This is a genomic window from Micromonospora acroterricola, from assembly GCF_003172955.1.
GTDB classification, from domain to species: domain Bacteria; phylum Actinomycetota; class Actinomycetes; order Mycobacteriales; family Micromonosporaceae; genus Micromonospora; species Micromonospora acroterricola.
Map to the genome: position 1 here is coordinate 1 of NZ_QGKR01000245.1, position 19224 is coordinate 19224.

The following is a 19224-nucleotide window of genomic DNA, read 5'->3' on the forward strand; positions in this document are numbered from 1 at the left end:
GCTACTGGCACAACTTCGACAACCCGGCCGTCGAGCTGCGGCTGCGGGACGTCCCCGCCGAGTACGACCTCGTGGCGGTCGCCTTCGCCGAGGCCACCGCCACGCCGGGCGCGCTCACCTTCGGCATCGACCCGGGGCTGGCCGCCGCGCTCGGCGGCTACACCGACGCGGACTTCACCGCCGACGTACGCACCCTGCACTCCCGGGGCAAGCGGGTGATCCTCTCGGTCGGTGGCGAGGCCGGCCGGGTCACCGTCAACGACCCCGCCTCGGCCACCGCGTTCGCCGACACCGCGGCCGCGCTGATCGCCCGCTACGGCTTCGACGGGATCGACATCGACCTGGAGAACGGGCTCAACCCGACGTACATGGCGCAGGCGCTGCGCGCGCTCCGGGCCAAGGTCGGCGCCGGGCTGATCATCGCGATGGCGCCGCAGACCATCGACATGCAGTCCCCGGCCGGCGGCTACTTCAAGCTGGCCCTGGACATCAAGGACATCCTCACCGTCGTCAACACCCAGTTCTACAACTCCGGGGCGATGCTCGGCTGCGACCAGAACGCCGCGTACGCCCAGGGCACGGTGAACTTCATCGTCGCGCTGGCCTGCATCCAACTGGAGGCCGGGCTCCGGCCCGACCAGGTCGGCCTCGGCCTGCCCGCCGGGCCCGGCGCGGCCGGCGGCGGCATCGTCGCTCCCAGCGTGGTCAACGCCGCGCTGGACTGCCTGGCCCGGGGCACCAACTGCGGCAGCTTCCGGCCGCCGCGCACCTACCCCGGTATCCGGGGCGCGATGACCTGGTCGGTGAACTGGGACGTCAGCAACGGCAACGGTTTCGCCCGCACGGTCGCCCCGCACCTGGACACCCTGCCCTGACCCGTCCCGACGCCCGCACCGGCGTCGGCGCCACCGCCCGCACGGCCGGAGCTCCGGCCGTGCGGGCGGAAACCCCCACCACCCCGGTCCCTGGAGGCCACCATGAAACTCCGATCCCCCCGCGCGGCGACGTTCGCCGTCGCGCTGGCCGCCGCCGTGGTGGCGGCCACCGTCGTGGCGCCACCGCCCGCGTCGGCCGCCACCGCCGCCTTCGTCCGCACCAGCAGCTGGAGCAGCGGGTACGAGGCGAAGTTCACCGTCACCAACAACACGTCCACGGCGATCACCTCGTGGAACGTCCAGTTCGACCTGCCCGCGGGCAGCACGGTCGGGTCGGCCTGGGACGCTCTGGTGAGCAGCTCCGGTCAGCACGTGACCGCCCGCAACCAGTCCTGGAACGGCGCGCTGGCGGCCGGAGCGAGCACCTCGTTCGGTTTCGTCGTCGCCGGCACCGGAGACCCCACCAACTGCACGGTCAACGGCTCGCCCTGCGCCGGCGGTCCGACCACACCGCCGGGCGCCCCCGCCACCCCCGGCGGTCTGCGCGTCACCGGTACCACCGCGTCGGCCGTCTCGCTGGCCTGGAACGCGGTCAGCGGCACGGTGACCGGCTACCGGGTGTACGAGGGCTCGACCGTCCGCGCCACCGTCACCGGCACCTCGACCACCGTCTCCGGGTTGGCCGCCTGCTCGGCGCACAGCTACACGGTCGCCGCGTACAACTCCTCCGGCGAGTCGGCGCGATCGGCGGCGGTCGCCGCGAGCACCACCGGGTGCACCGGTGGCGGCGGTTCGATGGCCGCCGCGCCCTACCTCTACCCGGGCTGGGGTGACCCGCCCGCCCCGGCGACGGTCATGTCGGCGACCGGCGTGAAGTGGTTCACCATCGCCTTCGTGCTCTCCGGTGGCGGCTGCACCCCGGCCTGGGACGGCGGCGGCCCGCTCACCGGCGGCGCGCACGCCAGCACCATCGCGGCCATCCGGGCGGCCGGCGGCGACGTGATCCCGTCCATCGGCGGCTGGAGCGGCAACAAGCTCGGGCCGAACTGCTCGTCGGCGAGCGCCCTGGCCGGCGCGTACCAGCAGGTGATCAACGCGTTCGGGCTCAAGGCGATCGACATCGACATCGAGAACAGCGACGAGTTCGAGAACGAGGTCGTGCAGGACCGGATCCTCGGCGCACTGAAGATCGTCAAGCAGAACAACCCGGGGCTGAAGACCATCATCACCTTCGGCACCACGACCACCGGCCCGTCGTACTACGGCACCCGGCTGATCAACCAGGCCGCCGCGCTCGGCGCCAACATCGACACCTTCACCATCATGCCGTTCGACTTCGGCGGCGGGGCCAACATGTACCAGAGCACGACCAACGCCGCCGAGGGGCTGAAGAACACGCTGAAGACGGCCTTCGGCTGGTCCGACGCGACGGCGTACGCCCACATGGGCATCTCCGGCATGAACGGGCTCTCCGACCAGCAGGAGCTGACGTCGCCGGCCACCTGGACGCAGATCCGGGACTGGGCGGAGGCACGCGGGCTGGCCCGGTTCACGTTCTGGGCGGTAAACCGGGACCGGCCGTGCCCGGGCGGGGGAGTCGTCGCCCACTGCTCCGGCATCGCGCAGAACACCTGGGAGTTCACGTCGATCACCGCCCAGTTCGGCTGAGCGGACGCGGGTCAGCGACCGGCGGTCACCGACCGCCGGTCGTCGCGCCCCCGGCGTCGGCGAACCTTGCGGACCACCCAGCCGGCCACCATGACGACGAAGACCGCGACGATCCCGTAGTTGAACCAGTCGCTGTACCGCTCGACGTCCTGCCAGCGGCTGCCGAGCGCGTAGCCGGCCCCGACGATGAGAGCGTTCCACACCCCGCTGCCGATCGTGGTGAGCAGGATGAACTCGCCCAGCGGCATCCGGTTCGCCCCGGCCGGGACGGAGACCAGGCTGCGGACCACCGGCACGACCCGGCCGATCAGCACCGCCCAGCGGCCGTGCCGCTCGAACCAGCGGTCGGCCTTCTCCAGGTCGTCCCGGTCCACCAGCGGGATGCGGTCCAGCCAGCGCTTGAGCCGCTCCTCGCCCAGCGCCGCGCCGAGCCAGTAGAGCACCAGCGCGCCGACCAGCGAGCCGACCGTCGCGGCCACCACCACGAGCACCAGGTTGAACCGGCCCTCGCTGGCCAGGTAGCCGGCGAGCGCCAGCACGATCTCGCTGGGGATGGGCGGGACGATGCTCTCCAGCGCCACCAGCAGCGCCACGCCGACCGGCCCCATGCTGTCGATCACGGTGGCCACCCAACCGGTCAACCCGGTGAACGTGGACGGGTCGACATCCTGGGCGAGCGCCATGGTCGTCCTTCCGTGTCGGCAGCCGGGGATCAGATGGTCATACCCCGTCGGCCGACCGGCACACCTGCCGGTGGGCCGGGCCACGCCGCACGGCGGTCAGTGCTCCGGGTGCAGTGCGGTGTCGGCCGGCCCCTGCCGCCAGCCCGTGAACACGACGGTGAGGCCGGCGCGGACCGGGGCGCAGCAGAACGGCCCGGCCGTGGCCTCGGCCGTCGGGTCCAGCGGGGCGAGCCGGACCAGCCGCCACGGCTCCTCGTCCACCCGAGCCCGGACGGTCAACGCGTCGCCGGCCCGGCTGACCCGGACGGTCACCGTCCGGCCCGCCCACTCCGGCACCGGCGCCACCGACCAGTCGGAGAACTCCCGGGTCACCACCGCGCCGAGCTGGAGCTCGCCGTCGCTCACCTCGACGCCGGCCTTGGTCCAGTTCCGCTCGTCCACCCGGACCAGCGCGCCGGCCTGGTCGAACTGCCCGCTGAGGTCGAGGGTGAAGCTCACCTCCATGGCGCTGCCGACCGGCAGCGGTGCCAGCAGGGCCGGCCCGTTGTCGTGCACGAACCCGTAGCTGGTCCGCCGCCAGAGGTCGCTCTCCGCCGCCGGTTCGACGATCAACTCGCCCGCCGGCCCCTCCTCGGCACTGACCGGCGGATACAGCCAGTCGCCCCGGGCCCAGTCCAACGGTTCGCTCGGCGGTACGAGGTCGATCTCCATGACCGGCACGGTACCGTCCGGCAGGGACCATCCGCTGCGCCGCCGGCCCGCGGGGCTCCGCCGGTCGGCCGGGCCGGGTTTGCCGTGGTGATCGACCGGAAAAGTTTCTGCGGCATGGGTGACCGTTGGTATTCCGAAGCCGTTGTCTACTGTCTCGACATCGACACGTACGCCGATTCGGACGGCGACGGGGTCGGTGACATCCGTGGTCTGATCGGCCGGCTGGACTACCTGGCCCGGCTGGGGGTGACCTGCCTGTGGCTGCACCCGATCCACCCGTCGCCCAACCGCGACGACGGCTACGACGCGACCGACTTCTACAACGTGGACCCGCGCTTCGGCACCCTCGGCGACTTCGCGGAGCTGCTGCACCAGGCGCAGAACCGGGGCATCCGGGTGATCATCGACCTGGTGGTCAACCACACCTCGGACGAGCACCCGTGGTTCCAGTCCGCCCGCTCGTCGCCGGATTCGCCGTACCGCGACTGGTTCGTGTGGTCCGACACCGAGCCGGACGACCGGCACCAGGGCATGGTCTTCCCCGGCGAGCAGAATGAGACGTGGAGCTACGACCGGACCGCCAAGGCGTGGTATTACCACCGGTTCTACAAGTTCCAGCCGGACCTCAACTTCGCCAACCCGGCGGTCCGGGCGGAGGTCAAGAAGATCATGTCCTTCTGGCTCCAGCTCGGTGTCTCCGGCTTCCGGATGGACGCGGTGCCGTTCATCATCGAGCTGACCGAGCCGGGCAACCCGAACTCGCCGAAGGACTTCGAGTTCCTCACCGAGCTGCGCCAGCACATCCAGTGGCGACGCGGAGACGCCGTCCTGCTGGCCGAGGCGAACGTCGAACCGGACCAGCTGCCGACGTTCTTCGGCGACGCCGGCGGCTCCGGCAACCGGATCCACATGCTCTTCGACTTCATGCTCAACGGCCGACTCATGCTGGCCCTGGCCCGCCAGGACCCGGAGTCGCTGATCGAGGCGCTGCGGGACACCCCGACGCTGCCCGTCGGCGGGCAGTGGGCCACCTTCCTGCGCAACCACGACGAGATCGACCTCTCCCGGCTCACCACCGAACAGCGCAACCAGGTGTACGCGGAGTTCGGCCCGGACGAGGACATGCGCATCTACGACCGGGGCATCCGCCGCCGGCTCGCACCGATGCTCGGCAACGACCGACGCCGCATCGAGCTGGCGTACGCCCTCCAGTTCTCGCTGCGCGGCACGCCGGTGCTGCGCTACGGCGAGGAGATCGGGATGGGCGAGGACCTGTCCCTGCCCGGCCGGGAGGCGATCCGTACCCCGATGCAGTGGTCGTACCAGCCGAACGCCGGCTTCTCCACGGCGGACCCGGAGAAGCTGGTCCGCCCGGTGATCGACAAGGGTGAGTTCGGCTACCAGAAGGTCAACGTGACGGCCCAGCGCGGTGACTCGAAGTCGCTGCTCGCCTGGTTCGAACGCATGATCCGGACGCTGCGGGAGGCACCGGAGGTCGGCTCCGGCTCGACCAGCCACATCGACGTGCCGGCGCCGGCCGGAGTGCTGGCGCACCGGGCCGACGGACCGACCGGGACCATGGTCTTCCTGCACAACCTGGGCACCGACGACGTCGAGGTGGACCTGAGCTCCCTGGAGGCCGAGGCCGACCTGCCGAACGACGTGCTCGCCGACCGCGGTTACGGCGAGCTGGGCAAGCTCGGCGCGGTCAAGGTCTCCGGCCACGGCTACCGCTGGATCCGGCTCTGTCGGGGCGCGGCCTGCTGACCCCGGCCGGGGACGGGCTGCCGCCCCCGGTCACGCGTGACGTCCGACCGGTCAGCGCCGGCCGGACGTCACGCGCTCATCGCCGGAGGATCAGCGCACGCCGAAGGCGCGGATCACGGTCTGGCTGACCGCGTTCCCCGAGGTGTCCGTGGCGCTGCCTCGCAGCGAGACGTACCCCGCGCCCTTCGGCGCCCGCAGCTTCGCCGTCCAGGACCCGTCCTTCGCGCGGTCCAGCGGCTGCTTCTGCCAGTGCGCGCCGTCGTCGTACGAGATCTCCAGGGTGACCGGACGGATGCTGCCGCACCCGGTGACACCGGGCAGGTGGGCGGCGGACACGGTGAGGTCGGTCCGGCCCCGGGCGGTGCCGGCGGCGTCGGTGTCGACGGCGTAGTCGAGCTGGAGCAGCGGCAGCACGCTCGACTCCGCCCCGGCGGCCGGCGCCGTCGACCGGAACGTCCACCGCGTCTCGGTGCTGGTGGAGTACCGGCCGGCGGTCGGGTCCTGTCTGGTCCGCACCACCAACCGGTACGGCAGTTCGCCGGCGCCCGGCGCGGTGCCACTGACCCACGTGCTGCTGCTCCGGCCGAGGAGCCTCGTGCCCTGGTAGAGCTCGTTGGTCTGCTCGGCGGAGTTCATCGCCATGCCGACGTGGTCGGCCCCACCCCAACCGGGCACGTCCACGTTGAGAGCGTCACCCGAGCGGGTGGGCAGCTTGAAGTTGTTGTTCAGGTGGGGCCGCTCGATTGGCTGGAAGAACCGCTCCTCGCCGCGGCTGCCGGCCCGGTAGCCGGTCCGGGTGTCGATCTGGTACGTGTCGGAGTCGACGTACGCCTCCTGGCCCCACTGGTAGAGGTCGCCGGTCGACACCCAGTCGGTGCGGACGGCCGCGAGGGGCCGGTTGCTGGTCTGGCCGATGCCCCAGTCGGAGTACGACGGCCAGTCGAACCGGAACTCGCCACCCCGGGCCTCCCGGCTCGGCAGGGTGAAGCCGACGTCGATCCGGGCCAGTGTCTTCGGCGTCTCGGTCCGGGTCAGCTCGCGCGGGATCCGGTTGTGGTACGCCTGGACCAGGTCGTACACGTAGTCGGCGACGGGCTGCGAGACGACCTCGACCGTGGTCGACCCGCGCTGGATCTGCTGGATCAGCGCCTCGCCCTCGTCGGTGCTGAGCAGCGCCACCTCGATCGGCGTGGGGGTGAAGAAGTCGATCCCGTAGTCGCGCACCTCGCGCCACGGGTTGTCGTTCACCACCAGCATCAGCCTCGCGCCGGCGGCGGTCGCGGCGGCGGCCTGCTCGGAGTCGCTGACGTCCCAGTTGTGCCGGACCACGACCACCTTGCCCCGGGCGTCGAGCCCGGCGTAGTCGCTCGGGGCGCCGTTGCCCGCGAAGACCGCCGGCAGTGTCCAGCGGCCCTTCGGCAACTGGGTGGTGCTCTGCTGCCGGACCACGTCGTCGAAGTCGACCTTCGTGGTGCGGACGCTCAGCACCGGCTGTTCCTTACGCCAGCGTGCGCCGAGGTAGAAGTCGCCGTGCCGCACGTCGTGATCGGTCGGCTGGGCCCAGAAGCTGTCGTAGAAGACGCCGCCGGCGATGAACGAGCGCCACCGGCCCGCCCCCTGGGACCGGTAGTAGTCCAGCCGGGTGAACGTGTCGGCGGTCCGCTGGGGCACCGACGACTCGACCCGGCGGGCCGCCTTGCCGTCCAGCCGGATCGTGGTGTCCTTCCGCAGGTCGATGTCGGGGTCGCCGAGCAGCGCCAGGCCGAGGGAGTTCGGCCCGTGGCTGCCGGTGACGTTCAGGAAGCTCATCGCCGAGTAGACGCCCTCGGGCAGGTAGAGCTGCGCCGTGCCGTCCGGGTCGGTCTCGACGAAGGCCGGCTCGTAGCTGCCGGGCTGGCCCAGCTCGACGATGCCGCTGGCCGGCTTCCCGGAGCGGTCGGTCAGTTCCAGACGGAGCTGGTGGTACGGGGTGAAGGTGCCGACGGCGATCGCGGTGCGGGTCAGCGCGGCCCGGTCCGGCCCGGCGGCGACGACCTGACCGGTGTACCGGCTGCCGGCGCTGGCCCGGGAGGTGTCCGTGGTCAGGGTGACCGTGGCGGTGCCGTTCGCGGGCACGGTCAGGTGCGTCGCGGAGAGGCTGAACAGGCCGGCCGGCGCGGTGGCGGCGTCCAGCCCCAGGCTCAGCGTGATCGGCTGGCCGGTGGTGTTGGTGTACGTCACCGGCTGCGTGCTGCCGCCCGCCTTCGCGGTGTCGTACCGCACGCTGGTCGAGACGGTGCCGGTGGCGACGACCGGGGCGCGGACCGCCGCCGCGACGTCGACCCGGCCGGTGCCGGCCTGGTAGGCGTCGTACCGCGGGGTGGCCCGGGTGGTGCTGACCAGGGCGTCCTTGAGCTGCTGGCCGGTCCAGGCCGGGTGCTTCGCGGCGAGCAGGGCTGCGGCGCCCGCCACGTGCGGGGCGGCCATCGAGGTGCCGTTCATGGCCTGGTAGGAGCCCTCGCCGGGCGCGTACTGCGACCGGGCCGCGAGCACCCCGACGCCGGGCGCCGTCAGCTCCGGCTTGATGGCCTCGTCGCTGATCCTCGGGCCCTGGCTGGAGAAGGAGGCGAGCTGGTCCTCGCTGTCGACCGCCCCGACGGTCAGCGCGGCGTCCGCCGCACCCGGCGCGGCGACGGTGCCCGGGGCGCCGGCGTTGCCGGCGGAGACGACGAACAGGGCGCCGGTCTCGGCGCTGAGCGTGTTGACCGCCTGGCTGATCGGGTCGGTCCCGTCGCTGGGCTGGTTGGAGCCCAGGCTCATGTTGATGACGCTGGCGTCCGCGTCCCGGGCCGCCCACTCCATGCCCGCGAGGATCCAGGAATCCTGCCCGAACCCGGCGTCGCTGAGCACCTTGCCGATGGCGAGCTGGGCGTCAGGTGCGACACCCTTCTCCCGACCGCCGGAGGCGGCGCCGGTGCCGGCGATGGTGGAGGCGACGTGGGTGCCGTGCCCGATCCGGTCGGTGATCTCCTCGCCCGGCACGAACACGGCGGACGTGCCGATCCGGTCGGTGAGGTCCGGGTGGGCCGCGTCGATGCCGGTGTCCAGCACGGCCACCCGCACGCCCGCGCCGGTGTCGCCACCGGCCCACACCTCCGGGGCGCCGATCTGCGCGGTGGTGTCGGCGAGGTCGGCGTGTACCCGTCCGTCCAGCCAGATCTTGGCGATCCCGCCGGCGAAGCGGCCCGTGCCGCCGGCCGTGGCGGTCGACCTGGCGGCGTCCGCGGTGACCGCTGCCCAGAACTCGTCGGCCCGGTCGCGGTCCTCCCTCAGGGCGGCACCCGAGATGCTGCTCAGCGTGCGGGTGCGGGTCGTCCCGGCGGGTGCGGCCCCGGCGCGCAGGCCGGCCGCGTCGGTGTAGGACACGATCAGCGGCAGGTGGTCCACCCGCGCGTCGTCGTACCCGTCGGCGATCAGGCGGGTGACGTTGAACAGCCGCTTGTCCAGCGTGTCCGCGGCCACGTACGGCAGCACGGACTGCGGGTAGACGTAGAGGTCGTCGCCCGCCTCCACCACCCGCACCGGGGCCGGGCTGCCGTCCGGGCGCCGGGCGTCGACGGTGCCGCCGTTCGCGTTCTGTCGGGTGGTGACCACGTCACCGGTGATGAGGGTGACCGACCGGGTGCCGGGCTGCGTGGGCAGGTCGACGGGTGCGGTGGTCGGGCCGGGTGTGGCCGTCGAACCGGGCTCGGCGGCGTGGGCTGGTGAGCCTCCGGCCGCCGCCAGGACCGTGGCGACCATGGCGGCGAGCCAGGCTCCACGGGGATGCGAGAAAGTCACGTGATGTGTTCCTTGCCTCGTCGGATACGCCTGTCGCTGGCGTCGTCGGCAGCGACGTCTCCGGATGTCCGTCGAGGTCGGATCGGCGGGGGCGGCGGGCACATCCGGGAGGACCAGACGCGACGGTACGCCGCCAAGATCGTTTCGTATAGGACAACTTCGGGCGCCGGGCCGGCACGCGGCAAACCGTGTTCCTGACCGGCAATCCGTTCGGTGGCCCCGGTTCCGCCGCGTCGTGCCGTGGCGACGGGTGGTCCGGTCAGGGTCTGGCGTCCGGCGGGGGACGGGTTAAGCTCCATCGATCGAGCCAAGTTACCCGGAGGTAATCATGTCGGAGGAGCCCCGCGTCGCCATCGTCACCGGCGCCGCACGCGGTATCGGTGCGGCCACCGCCCGGCGGCTGGCCGCCGACGGCATGGCCGTCGCCGTGGTCGACATCGAGGAGGCGGCCACCAAGGAGACCGTGGACGCCATCGCGGGCGCCGGCGGCCGCGCGCTCGGCGTCGGCGCCGACGTGTCCGACCGACCCCAGGTCGAGGCCGCCGTGGAGCGGATCGCCGCCGAGTTGGGCGCGCCCACCGTGCTGGTCAACAACGCCGGCGTGCTCCGCGACAACCTGCTGTTCAAGATGAGCAACGCCGACTGGGACACGGTCATGGGGGTGCACCTGCGCGGGGCGTTCCTGTTCAGCCAGGCGGCCCAGAAGCACATGGTGGATCGCCGGTGGGGGCGGATCGTCAACCTCTCCAGCACCTCCGCGCTGGGCAACCGGGGCCAGGCGAACTACGCCGCCGCGAAAGCCGGCCTCCAGGGCTTCACCAAGACGCTCGCCATCGAGCTGGGGCCGTTCGGGGTGACCGTCAACGCGGTCGCGCCCGGCTTCATCGTCACCGACATGACCGCCGCGACCGCCGCGCGGATGAAGGTCGACTTCGAGGACTTCCAGAAGCACGCCGCCGCGCAGATCCCGGTCCGTCGCCCCGGTCGGCCGGAGGACGTGGCCCACACCATCTCGTTCCTCGCCAGCGAGGGGGCCGGGTTCGTCTCCGGTCAGGTCATCTACGTCGCCGGCGGCCCGCGGGACTGACCGGCGCTCCCGGTCGGGGTGCTCCCTGCACGGGGAGCGCCCCGACGTGTTCCGGGGGCCGCCCGGTCAGACCGGGCGGGAGGTCATGCGGGGTCGCGGCGGGTACGCCAGAGCCAGAACAGGCCGAGCACCGGCAGCACCAGCGGGATGTAGCCGTACCCGCTGCCGAACTGCGACCAGACCGTCTCGTCGGGGAAGAGCTCCCTGTCGGCCAGGCTCAGGACGCCGACCGCGACCACCCCGACCAGCTCCAGCGAGCAGCAGGCCAGAGCGACCCGCCGGCCGGTGTGCCCGGCGCGGGCCAGCCCCACCGCGGCCACGATGTAGATGAGCGCGGCCAGCGCGGAGAGCAGGTACGCCACCGGCGCCTCGTCGAACCTGGTGGCGATCTGCAGGCCCGCCCGGCTGGTCGCGGCGATGGCGAAGAGCAGGTAGACCGCGATCAGCAGCCGCCCCGGGCCGGTGTTCGTGGCGCGCCGGGCCGGTCGTGTCTCAACCACCGAGGACCTCCCAGGTCTGCTGCAACCGCACCACCACGACCGGTGCCACCAGGCAGACCGCGCAGACGATCGCCGAACCCCAGCGCGTCGGCTCCATCCGGGCCAGCACCCAGGCCAGCGGCGGCAGGCAGACCAGCGTGACCAGGTAGCCGAAGAAGGCGCCGGGCTCGCCGGGCCGGTCCCCGCCGCCGATCGCGACCAGCGCCAGCACGGTGAGCGCGAGCAGCGCCACTTCCAGTACGGCCAGGCCGACGAACTGCACCCGGTCCGGTGGCCGGTGGCGTACCGCCGCCACCAGCGCCCACACGGCGACGAGCAGCGACAGCACGATCGACACCGTCGCCAGGATCCCGTCCACCGGCGAGTTGGCCGCCGCGCCGGTCATCTGCCCCACCCGGTCGTTGCCTCGGTCACCGGCACAGCCTACTAACCGTCGTAGTACCCGGCGATGCTGCCTCGCTGTCCTCCGCCGCTCGCTGTCGAGCTGACCCACGAACGGGGTGACGCCGCCCGGTGGCACCGTCGACCGTCGCCGGTCGCTCCGCCCTCGGAACGCCGCGAACCCGCTGGTCCCGGTTGGACGACCCGCCGCCAGCACGGCTGGTGGGGCGACTAGCGTGGATCACGCCCGTGGCGTCGCCGCGGGCGAGGGGAAACGGCGGAGGTACACGTGCTGCGGTTCGGCTTGTTCGGCACCGGTCACTGGGCGATCGAGACGCACGGGAAGGCGCTGCACGCACACCCGGACGCGGAACTGGTCGGGGTCTGGGGGCGCAACCCGGAGCGGGCCGCCGCGCTGGCCGAACGGTACGGCGTGCCGGCGTTCGCCGAGGTCGACGCGTTGCTCGAGGTGTGCGAGGCGGTCGCCGTCGCGCTGCCGCCGAACATCCAGGCCGACATCGCGGTCCGGGCGGCCGCCGCCGGCCGGCACCTGTTGCTGGACAAGCCGTTGGCGCTCACCATCGAGGACGCCGACCGGGTGGTCGCCGCCGCCGAGGCGTCCGGGGTCGCCTCCGTGGTCTTCTTCACCCAGCGGTTCCAGCCGAACGTGACCGCGTTCCTGGCCGCGACCGCCGCGGCCGGGGGCTGGCAGCACGGGCGGACCACCGCGTTCAACTCGATCTTCCGCGAGGGCAGCCCGTACGGCGGCTCGCTGTGGCGCCGCGAGCACGGCGCGCTCTGGGACATCGCCCCGCACGCGCTCTCGATCATCCTGCCGGTGCTGGGCCGGGTGACCCAGGTGGCGGCGATGGACGGCCCGAGCGGGATGATCCACCTGCTGCTCACCCACGAGGGCGGCGCCACCAGCAGCGCCTCGCTCTCCCTGGACGCCCCGCAGGAGGCGATGGCCCGCGAGTTCGTGTTCTACGGCGAGAACGGCATCGAGACGGTCCCGTACGGCGAGAACGACCCGGCCACGGCGTTCGGCGTGGCGATCGACCAGCTCGTCGAGCAGGTGCAGGCGGGCACCCGCGACCACCGGTGCGACGTCCGCTTCGGCCGTGAGGTCGTCGCCATCCTCGCCGCCGCCGAAACCGCCCGCGCCGAGTCCCGCACGGTCCCCCTCCCGAAGACACGGACCTCTTGATCACCGAGGCGCGCCGAGTGGGTCGGTCACATCAGGAGACGGTTGTCAGGGCGGCGTTCAGCTCGTCCGGCGACTCGAACTGCTCCACCGGCAACGAGTGCAGCATCTGCAACATCGCCGTGCTGGCGCCGTTCTCCTGCGCCCAGCGGACCAGGTCCTCGCGGGAGACCGGGTAGTCGAGCCCGGCGAGGTACTCCTGCAACTGAACCCCGGTGACGGTCATGCCGGTCGGCTACCCGCTCGTTCCACCCGTACACCAGCAGGCCCGGCGGACGGCGTGTCGGCGCGCGGCGCGCCGACGGTTTGTCGGAGCGACCGCCGGGTAGCCCCGGACATGCTGGTTCAGCGGCTCGGCGCGCCGAGCGACTTCGACCCGTTGTTGGAGCGCGTCCGGGACGCCCGGGTGGTGATGATCGGCGAATCCACCCACGGCAGCTACGACTACTACCGGCTGCGCGAGCAGTTGACTCGCCGGCTGATCGCGGAGTGCGGCTTCTCGTTCGTGGCCGTGGAGGGCGACTGGCCGGACTGCGACCGGGTGCACCGTTCGGTCACCGGCGCGCAGGGCGGTGCGCCCGACCCGCAGACCGCGCTGGAGCGGTTCGAGCGGTGGCCGACCTGGATGTGGGCGAACGCCGAGGTGGCCCGGTTCTGCCGCTGGATGCGGGCGTGGAACCTGGAACGGCCGGAGGATCAACGGGCCGGCTTCCACGGCCTCGACGTGTACAGCCTCTGGGAGTCGATGCAGGCGATCTTCGACTACCTGGGGGAGGAGGATCCGGCCTCGCTGGAGGCGGCGCAGGACGCGTACCGGTGCTTCGAGCCGTACGGCAAACGGGTCGAGGAGTACGGCGCTGCCAGCCGGTTCGTCTCCGCCCGGTGCGAGGAGGAGGTGGTCCGGCTGCTGGCGCGGACCCGGGAGCAGGCGCTCTCCGATGGCCCGGACCGCTTCTCGGCCTGGCAGAACGCGGAGGTGGTGGCCGGCGCGGAGCGTTACTACCGGGCCATGGTGGGCGGCGGCCCGGATTCGTGGAACATCCGCGACACCCACATGCAGGACACCCTGGACCGGCTGCTGGAGCGGTACGGCCCGGACGCGCGGGGGATCGTCTGGGCGCACAACACGCACGTCGGGGACGCGCGGGCCACGGACATGACCGCCGACGGGTTGATCAACATCGGCCAGTTGGCCCGGGAGCGGCACGGTGACGAGGCGGTGGCGCTGATCGGCTTCGGCAGCTACCGGGGTACGGCGATCGCCGCCCCGCGGTGGGGCTCACCGGCCGAGGCGATGGTCGTCCCGCCGGCCCGGGAGGGGTCGGTCGAGCGGCGGCTGCACGAGCTGATGCCGGAGCGGGCGGTGCTGGTCTTCGGTGGCGACGACCAGCCCGGCTGGGTCACCGGCACCGCGGACCACCGGGCGATCGGGGTCGTCTACGACCCGTCCTTCGAGTCCTGGGGGAACTACGTGCCCACCCGACTCGGGGAACGCTACGACGCCTTCATCTGGTGCGACGAGACCACGGCCCTGCACCCGCTTCCGGTCCCGGCCGTGGCGGGCGAGATGGAAACCTACCCGGCCGGCGTCTGACCCTGGCCGGCCGCGCCGGTCACGGAGTTGTGGTGCCGGACGAAGGCCCCGGTTCGGGGCTCAACGGGCACCACAACTCCATGATCGACCGGTTGGAGGTGGGGCTGGGGGTCAGACGTGGGTCGGGGTCTGGTCCGCCAGTTTGGCGCGCAGGCCCTCGCCCTCGATGTCGACGTTCGGCAGGAGGCGGGACAGCCAGCGGGGGAGCCACCAGGCGCGGTCGCCGAGCAGCGACATCACCGCCGGAACGATGGTCATCCGGACCACGAAGGCGTCGATGGCCACACCCACCGCCAGCGCGAAGCCCATCGACTTGATCACCGGGTCCTCCAGGAAGACGAAGCCCCCGAAGACGGAGATCATGATGAGCGCGGCGGCGGTGACCACCCGGGCGCCGTGTCCCATGCCGCTGATCGTGGCCTCCCGGGCGGACTCGCCGTGCACGAAGTCCTCCCGCATCCGGGACACCAGGAACACCTCGTAGTCCATGGCGAGCCCGAACAGGATGCCGATGAGCAGGATCGGCAGGAAGCTGATCAGCGGGCCCGGCGTGTCCAGGCCGACGAGGCTGGCGAGGTGCCCCTGCTGGAAGACCGCCACCGTGATGCCGAACGTGGCGGCGACGGTGAGCAGGAAGCCCAGCGCGGCCTTGACCGGCACCAGCAGCGAGCGGAACACCAGCATCAGCAGCAGCACCGACAGCCCGACGACCAGCAGCAGGTAGACCGGCAGCGCGTCGGAGAGCTTCTCGGAGACGTCGATGCCGATCGCGGTGACACCCGTGAGCAGCACGTCGGCATCGCGGATCCCGCCGACGGAGTCACGGATGTCGTGCACCAGGGTCTCGGTGGCCTCGTCGGTCGGGCCGGTCTTCGGCACGACCCCGAGCAGCGCCGTCCGGCCGTCCGGGCTGAGTTGCGGCGGCGCCACCGCGAGCACGTTGTCGGTGCGCTGGATCAGGGCGGTGACCTGCGGCACGGCAGCCGAGGTGGCCTGCGGCGTGTCGCCGGCGACGACCACCGCGAGCCGGCCGGTGAAGCCCGCCCCGAAGCCCTCGGTGATCAGGTCGTTCGACACCCGGGCGGGCGAGCCGACGGCCGCCGTCGAGGCGTCCGGCAGGGCCAGCCGCATGTCCGGCGTGGGCAGCGCGAGCAGCCCGAGGCCGAGCAGGCCGACCAGGATGACCGGTACCCGGAACCGGGTCACCAGCCGCGCCCAGCGGAAGCCGAAGCCGGACCGGTCCTCGGCCGGCGCGGTGTCGGCGAGCGGCCGGTCGGTGACATCCACGCCGTCGGTCGGCGACTCGTCGGCGGCGACGGAGCGCAGCCGGCGGGGGAGCACCCGGCGCCCGGCGAAGCCGAGCAGTGCGGGCTGGAGGGTGATCGCGACGAGCACCGCGACGGTGACCGTGCCGGCGGCGGCGAGACCCATCACGGTGAGGAACGGGATGTCCACGACGGCCAGGCCAGCCAGGGCGATGACCACGGTGGCGCCCGCGAAGACGACGGCCGAGCCGGCGGTGCCCACGGCCCGGCCGACCGCTTCCTCCGGGGACAGGCCGTCGAGCAGGTTCTGCCGGTGCCGGGAGGTGATGAACAGCGAGTAGTCGATGCCGACCGCGAGACCGAGCATCAGCGCCAGGATCGGCGCGGTGCTGGTCAGCTCGACCACGCTGCTCAGCGCGAACAGGCCGGCCATGCCGACGCCCACGCCGATCAGGGCGTTGAGCATGGTCATCCCGGCGGCCACCAGCGAGCCGAAGGTGAGGACCAGGACGATCGCGGCGACCAGCACGCCGAGTGCCTCGGTCGAGCCGATCTCCGGCTCGCCGCCCAGCACCTCGCCGCCCGGCGCGACCTGCCAACCCTGCGCCTCGGCGGCCGCGCCGACCTGCTCGTACGCGGTGCGCTGCTCGTCGGTCACCTCGTCCCCGCCGGTGGCGAACTGGACCTGGACCAGCGCGTACTGCCCGTCGGGCGAGACCGCGCCGACCTGGAACGGGTCGACCGCGCCGACCACGCCGGGCAGCGCGCTGGCCTGCTGGACGACCTCCTGCACCACGGCACGGCCCTGCGGGCTGGCCAGTTGGCCGTCGCCGGGCGCCTTGACCGCGATGGTGCCGGTGGCGCCGCTGGCCGCGGGGAACTGCTCGGCGAGCAGGTCCAGCGCGCGCTGGCTCTCGGTGCCGGGCATGGTGAAGTTGCTCGCCGTCGGGCCGCGCAGGGTCGCCGCGGCCAGGCCGGCGACGACGAGTACGACGAGCCAGAGCGCGACGACGAGCCGTCGCCGACGCAGCGCGCCCCGGCCGAGCCGGTAGAGCAGGGTGGCCATCAGGATTCCTTGTCCTCGGTCGTGGGTGGTTGGGGCTGGGGGGACTCGACGGGCTCGACGGCCCGCCGGACGAGGGCGAGCAGGGCGGGGCGCAGCTCGTCGTCGGGAACGTCGACGAACTCGGCGCACGCCTCGGAAATGCCGGCGAGCAGCACCAGCGCGGCGATCCGGGCGCCCGGCCGGTCGGAGTGCCCGGCGAAGGCGTCCCGCAGGCGCTCGGAGATCTGCTGGATGTGCGCGAAGGCCGGCTGGGCCAGCAGCTCCGGGAACTCGCCGCGGAGCAGCGCGATCTCCCGCCGGAAGCGCACCGCGAGGTCGACGAAGCCCACGGCGGCGACCTGCTGGGCGGCCCCGCCGGTCAGGCCGGCGAGCCGGTCGTCGAGCTCCTGCAGGACGGCGATGGCCGGGGCCATCAGCTCGGCGAGCAGAGCTTCCTTGTTGGCGAAGTGGTAGAGCACGGTGGCCTTGGAGCAGCCGACCTCGCGGGCGATGTCCTGCAACGAGGTGCCCCGGTAGCCGGTCGCCGCGAACCGTCGCGCCGCCGCGGCGAGGATCTCGCCGTGCGTCTCGGACACCGCTCTGGCCATCACCGGTCCACCTCCCGCAGACCAGCATGCCTGACCGATCGGTCAGACCCTGACCGATCGGTCAGATGAGGGGCGTGGCATTCCCCACACCCCGGCCCGGTTTAACCGGCGTGCTCCGCGTCGTACCTGGTCCGCGCCTCGGAGATGGCCCGGCGGTGCCGCTCGGCCCAGCTGGTCAACGCCACCAGCGACTCGTACAGCTCCAGCGCCATCGGGGTGGCCGTGTACTCGACCTTCGGGGGAACGGTCGGATAGACCGTGCGGTGCAGCAGGCCGTCGCGTTCCAGGTTGCGCAGGGTCAGCGTGAGCATCCGGCGACTGATCCCCTCGATGTGCCGCTCCAGCTCGGTGAAGCGCACCGGCCCGTTCGAGGCGGACACCAGGATGCTGATGCTCCACTTTCCGCCGACCCGGTCGAGCACCTCGCGGACGGTGCACGCCCGAGCCTGTCCGTGGGTGAACGGCACGTTCCCGGGAGCGCAGGTCAGCTCGGCCTCGACCAGCGCGGGCACATCGCTGTTCCTCTGGGACATCACAGTGCCTCCTTCCGCTCCCGCTCATGGTCACAGACGATGGCGTCGGTAACAAACCATGCACCAAGGAGGCGTTCCATGAACCCCGTCGTCGTCCCGTCCCGCTGGCCGGCGCTGCTCGTGCTCTGCGCCGGCAGCCTGATGATCATCCTGGACGGCAGCGTCGTCGCGGTGGCCCTGCCCGCCGTGCAACGCGACCTGGGCTTCACCCCCGCCGGCCTGGCCTGGGTGGTCAACGCTTACCTGGTCGCGTTCGGCGGGCTGCTGCTGCTCGCCGGCCGTCTCGGCGACCTGCTCGGCCGGCGACGCGTCTTCCTGACCGGCATCGCCCTGTTCACCCTGGCCTCGCTGGCCTGCGCGCTGGCCACCGGGCCGGCCCTGCTGGTCGTCGCCCGGTTCGGCCAGGGCGTCGGCGGAGCCCTGGCCGTGGCGGTCAGCCTCGGCATGATCGTCCGGCTCTATCCCGAGCCGGCCGAGCGGGCCCGCGCGATCGCCGTGTTCAGCTTCACCGGGGCGGCCGGCGCCTCGGTCGGCACGGTGGCGGGCGGCCTGCTCACCGAGGCGGCCGGCTGGCGGTCGATCTTCCTGGTCAACCTGCCGATCGGGGCTGCCATCCTGCTCGCCGCCGTCCGCCGGCTCCCCGCCGAGCGGGGCATCGGCCTCCGGGCGGGCCTGGACCTGCCCGGCGCGCTGCTCGCCACCGCCGGACTGATGGCCGCCGTGCTGGGCATCGTGGGAACCGGCGAGCACGGCTGGACCAGCCCGCGGACCCTTGGCGCGACGGCACTCGCGGCGCTGCTGCTCGGCGGGTTCGCCGCCCGGCAGCGCGTGGCGGCCACCCCACTGCTGCCGGCCCGGGTGCTGCGCGTCCCCGGACTGGTCGCGGCGAACGCCGTGCAGTTCCTCATGGTCTCGGCGTACTTCGGTTTCCAGTTCCTGCTCGCCGTGGAGCTGCAACTGGTCCTCGGGCTGGACGCGGCCGCGACCGGCTGGGCCTTCCTGCCCACCCCCGTCGTGATCGCGGTGGTGTCGCTCGGCCTGGCCGGTCGGCTGATCGGCCGGTGGGGCGCCCGGGCCGTGCTGCTGGCCGGGCTCGGCCTGGCGACCGTCGGTTTCCTACTGCTCGCCCGGCTGCCCGCCGACGGCGGCTACCTCGCCGACGTGCTCCCCGCGATGCTGATCTTCGGGGTGGCCGGCGGCCTGACCCTGCCGGCGGTCACCACGCTCGCCATGTCCGGCGCGACCGACACGGACGCCGGGCTCGCCTCGGGGCTGGCCAACACCACCCAGCAGGTCGGCGGCGCGGTCGGGCTGGCCGTGCTGGCCACCCTGGCCGCCACGCGCACCGACGGTCTGCGGGCCGCCGGCTGGGCCGACACGGCCGCGCTGGCAGGCGGCTACCGGATGGCGTTCGCCGTCGCCGCCGCCCTGGTGGTCGCCGCGCTGCTGGTCGCGCTGACCACGCCTGCCTCGTATACACATCT

16 protein-coding genes are annotated in these 19224 nt (G+C 72.7%); 7 read left to right on the forward strand and 9 right to left on the reverse strand.

The window, feature by feature from the left end; translation table 11 throughout:
• Both DKT68_RS21790 and DKT68_RS21795 read left to right on the forward strand, forming a co-directional pair.
• Window positions 1-875: chitinase (locus tag DKT68_RS21790; protein WP_146218411.1), on the forward strand; the 875-nt coding region annotated here is incomplete at its 5' end.
• 102 nt (window positions 876-977) lie between these two features.
• On the forward strand, window positions 978-2543 hold the full coding sequence (locus DKT68_RS21795; protein WP_109819260.1) for a cellulose binding domain-containing protein: 1566 nt from the start codon (window positions 978-980) through the stop codon (window positions 2541-2543).
• Window positions 2544-2554: 11 nt separating this feature from the next.
• Here DKT68_RS21795 and DKT68_RS21800 read toward each other — a convergent pair whose 3' ends face one another.
• Both DKT68_RS21800 and DKT68_RS21805 read right to left on the reverse strand, forming a co-directional pair.
• Window positions 2555-3226 (reverse strand): DedA family protein, encoded by a 672-nt coding sequence (locus DKT68_RS21800; RefSeq protein WP_109819261.1) that lies wholly within the window; start codon window positions 3224-3226, stop codon window positions 2555-2557.
• 96 nt (window positions 3227-3322) lie between these two features.
• Complete coding sequence (locus tag DKT68_RS21805) at window positions 3323-3937, reverse strand: DUF1349 domain-containing protein (RefSeq protein WP_109819271.1); 615 nt, start codon at window positions 3935-3937, stop codon at window positions 3323-3325.
• Between the two features lie 114 nt (window positions 3938-4051).
• Between DKT68_RS21805 and DKT68_RS21810 the strand changes: the two genes are divergently transcribed.
• On the forward strand, window positions 4052-5704 hold the full coding sequence (locus DKT68_RS21810) for an alpha-amylase family protein (protein ID WP_109819262.1): 1653 nt from the start codon (window positions 4052-4054) through the stop codon (window positions 5702-5704).
• A 90-nt stretch (window positions 5705-5794) separates the two neighbouring features.
• On the opposite strand, the gene DKT68_RS21815 is transcribed toward DKT68_RS21810, so the two are convergent.
• Window positions 5795-9523 (reverse strand): S8 family serine peptidase, encoded by a 3729-nt coding sequence (locus tag DKT68_RS21815; protein ID WP_201749139.1) that lies wholly within the window; start codon window positions 9521-9523, stop codon window positions 5795-5797.
• 328 nt (window positions 9524-9851) lie between these two features.
• Here DKT68_RS21815 and fabG point away from each other — a divergent pair, with 328 nt between their 5' ends.
• Window positions 9852-10610: a 3-oxoacyl-ACP reductase FabG gene (fabG, locus tag DKT68_RS21820; RefSeq protein WP_109819264.1), complete on the forward strand. Its 759-nt coding sequence runs from the start codon at window positions 9852-9854 to the stop codon at window positions 10608-10610.
• 83 nt (window positions 10611-10693) lie between these two features.
• Here fabG and DKT68_RS21825 read toward each other — a convergent pair whose 3' ends face one another.
• Window positions 10694-11110, reverse strand: coding sequence for a hypothetical protein (locus DKT68_RS21825; RefSeq protein WP_089019198.1), 417 nt, complete (start codon window positions 11108-11110; stop codon window positions 10694-10696).
• Complete coding sequence (locus DKT68_RS21830) at window positions 11103-11495, reverse strand: hypothetical protein (protein WP_109819265.1); 393 nt, start codon at window positions 11493-11495, stop codon at window positions 11103-11105. The genes DKT68_RS21825 and DKT68_RS21830 overlap by 8 nt, the downstream gene beginning before the upstream one ends.
• A gap of 288 nt (window positions 11496-11783) precedes the next feature.
• Between DKT68_RS21830 and DKT68_RS21835 the strand changes: the two genes are divergently transcribed.
• Window positions 11784-12698, forward strand: coding sequence for a Gfo/Idh/MocA family protein (locus DKT68_RS21835; RefSeq protein ID WP_109819272.1), 915 nt, complete (start codon window positions 11784-11786; stop codon window positions 12696-12698).
• A gap of 31 nt (window positions 12699-12729) precedes the next feature.
• On the opposite strand, the gene DKT68_RS21840 is transcribed toward DKT68_RS21835, so the two are convergent.
• Complete coding sequence (locus DKT68_RS21840) at window positions 12730-12921, reverse strand: DUF2795 domain-containing protein (protein ID WP_109819266.1); 192 nt, start codon at window positions 12919-12921, stop codon at window positions 12730-12732.
• A gap of 111 nt (window positions 12922-13032) precedes the next feature.
• On the opposite strand from DKT68_RS21840, the gene DKT68_RS21845 reads away from it, so the two are divergent.
• On the forward strand, window positions 13033-14289 hold the full coding sequence (locus tag DKT68_RS21845) for an erythromycin esterase family protein (protein ID WP_109819267.1): 1257 nt from the start codon (window positions 13033-13035) through the stop codon (window positions 14287-14289).
• 111 nt (window positions 14290-14400) lie between these two features.
• Here the strand turns inward: DKT68_RS21845 and DKT68_RS21850 are convergent, their stop codons facing one another.
• The 3 genes from DKT68_RS21850 to DKT68_RS21860 form a co-directional block, all read right to left on the reverse strand.
• Window positions 14401-16620: an MMPL family transporter gene (locus DKT68_RS21850; protein ID WP_109819268.1), complete on the reverse strand. Its 2220-nt coding sequence runs from the start codon at window positions 16618-16620 to the stop codon at window positions 14401-14403.
• Window positions 16620-17207 carry a TetR/AcrR family transcriptional regulator gene (locus DKT68_RS21855; RefSeq protein ID WP_109819269.1) on the reverse strand — a complete coding sequence of 196 codons (588 nt, stop codon included), beginning with the start codon at window positions 17205-17207 and terminating at the stop codon, window positions 16620-16622. The genes DKT68_RS21850 and DKT68_RS21855 overlap by 1 nt, the downstream gene beginning before the upstream one ends.
• A 101-nt stretch (window positions 17208-17308) precedes the next feature.
• Window positions 17309-17743 carry a winged helix-turn-helix transcriptional regulator gene (locus tag DKT68_RS21860; protein WP_236647025.1) on the reverse strand — a complete coding sequence of 145 codons (435 nt, stop codon included), beginning with the start codon at window positions 17741-17743 and terminating at the stop codon, window positions 17309-17311.
• Window positions 17744-17818: 75 nt separating this feature from the next.
• Here DKT68_RS21860 and DKT68_RS21865 point away from each other — a divergent pair.
• Window positions 17819-19224, forward strand: a 1406-nt coding sequence (locus DKT68_RS21865) for an MFS transporter (RefSeq protein WP_109819270.1), incomplete at its 3' end; no start/stop codon positions are given.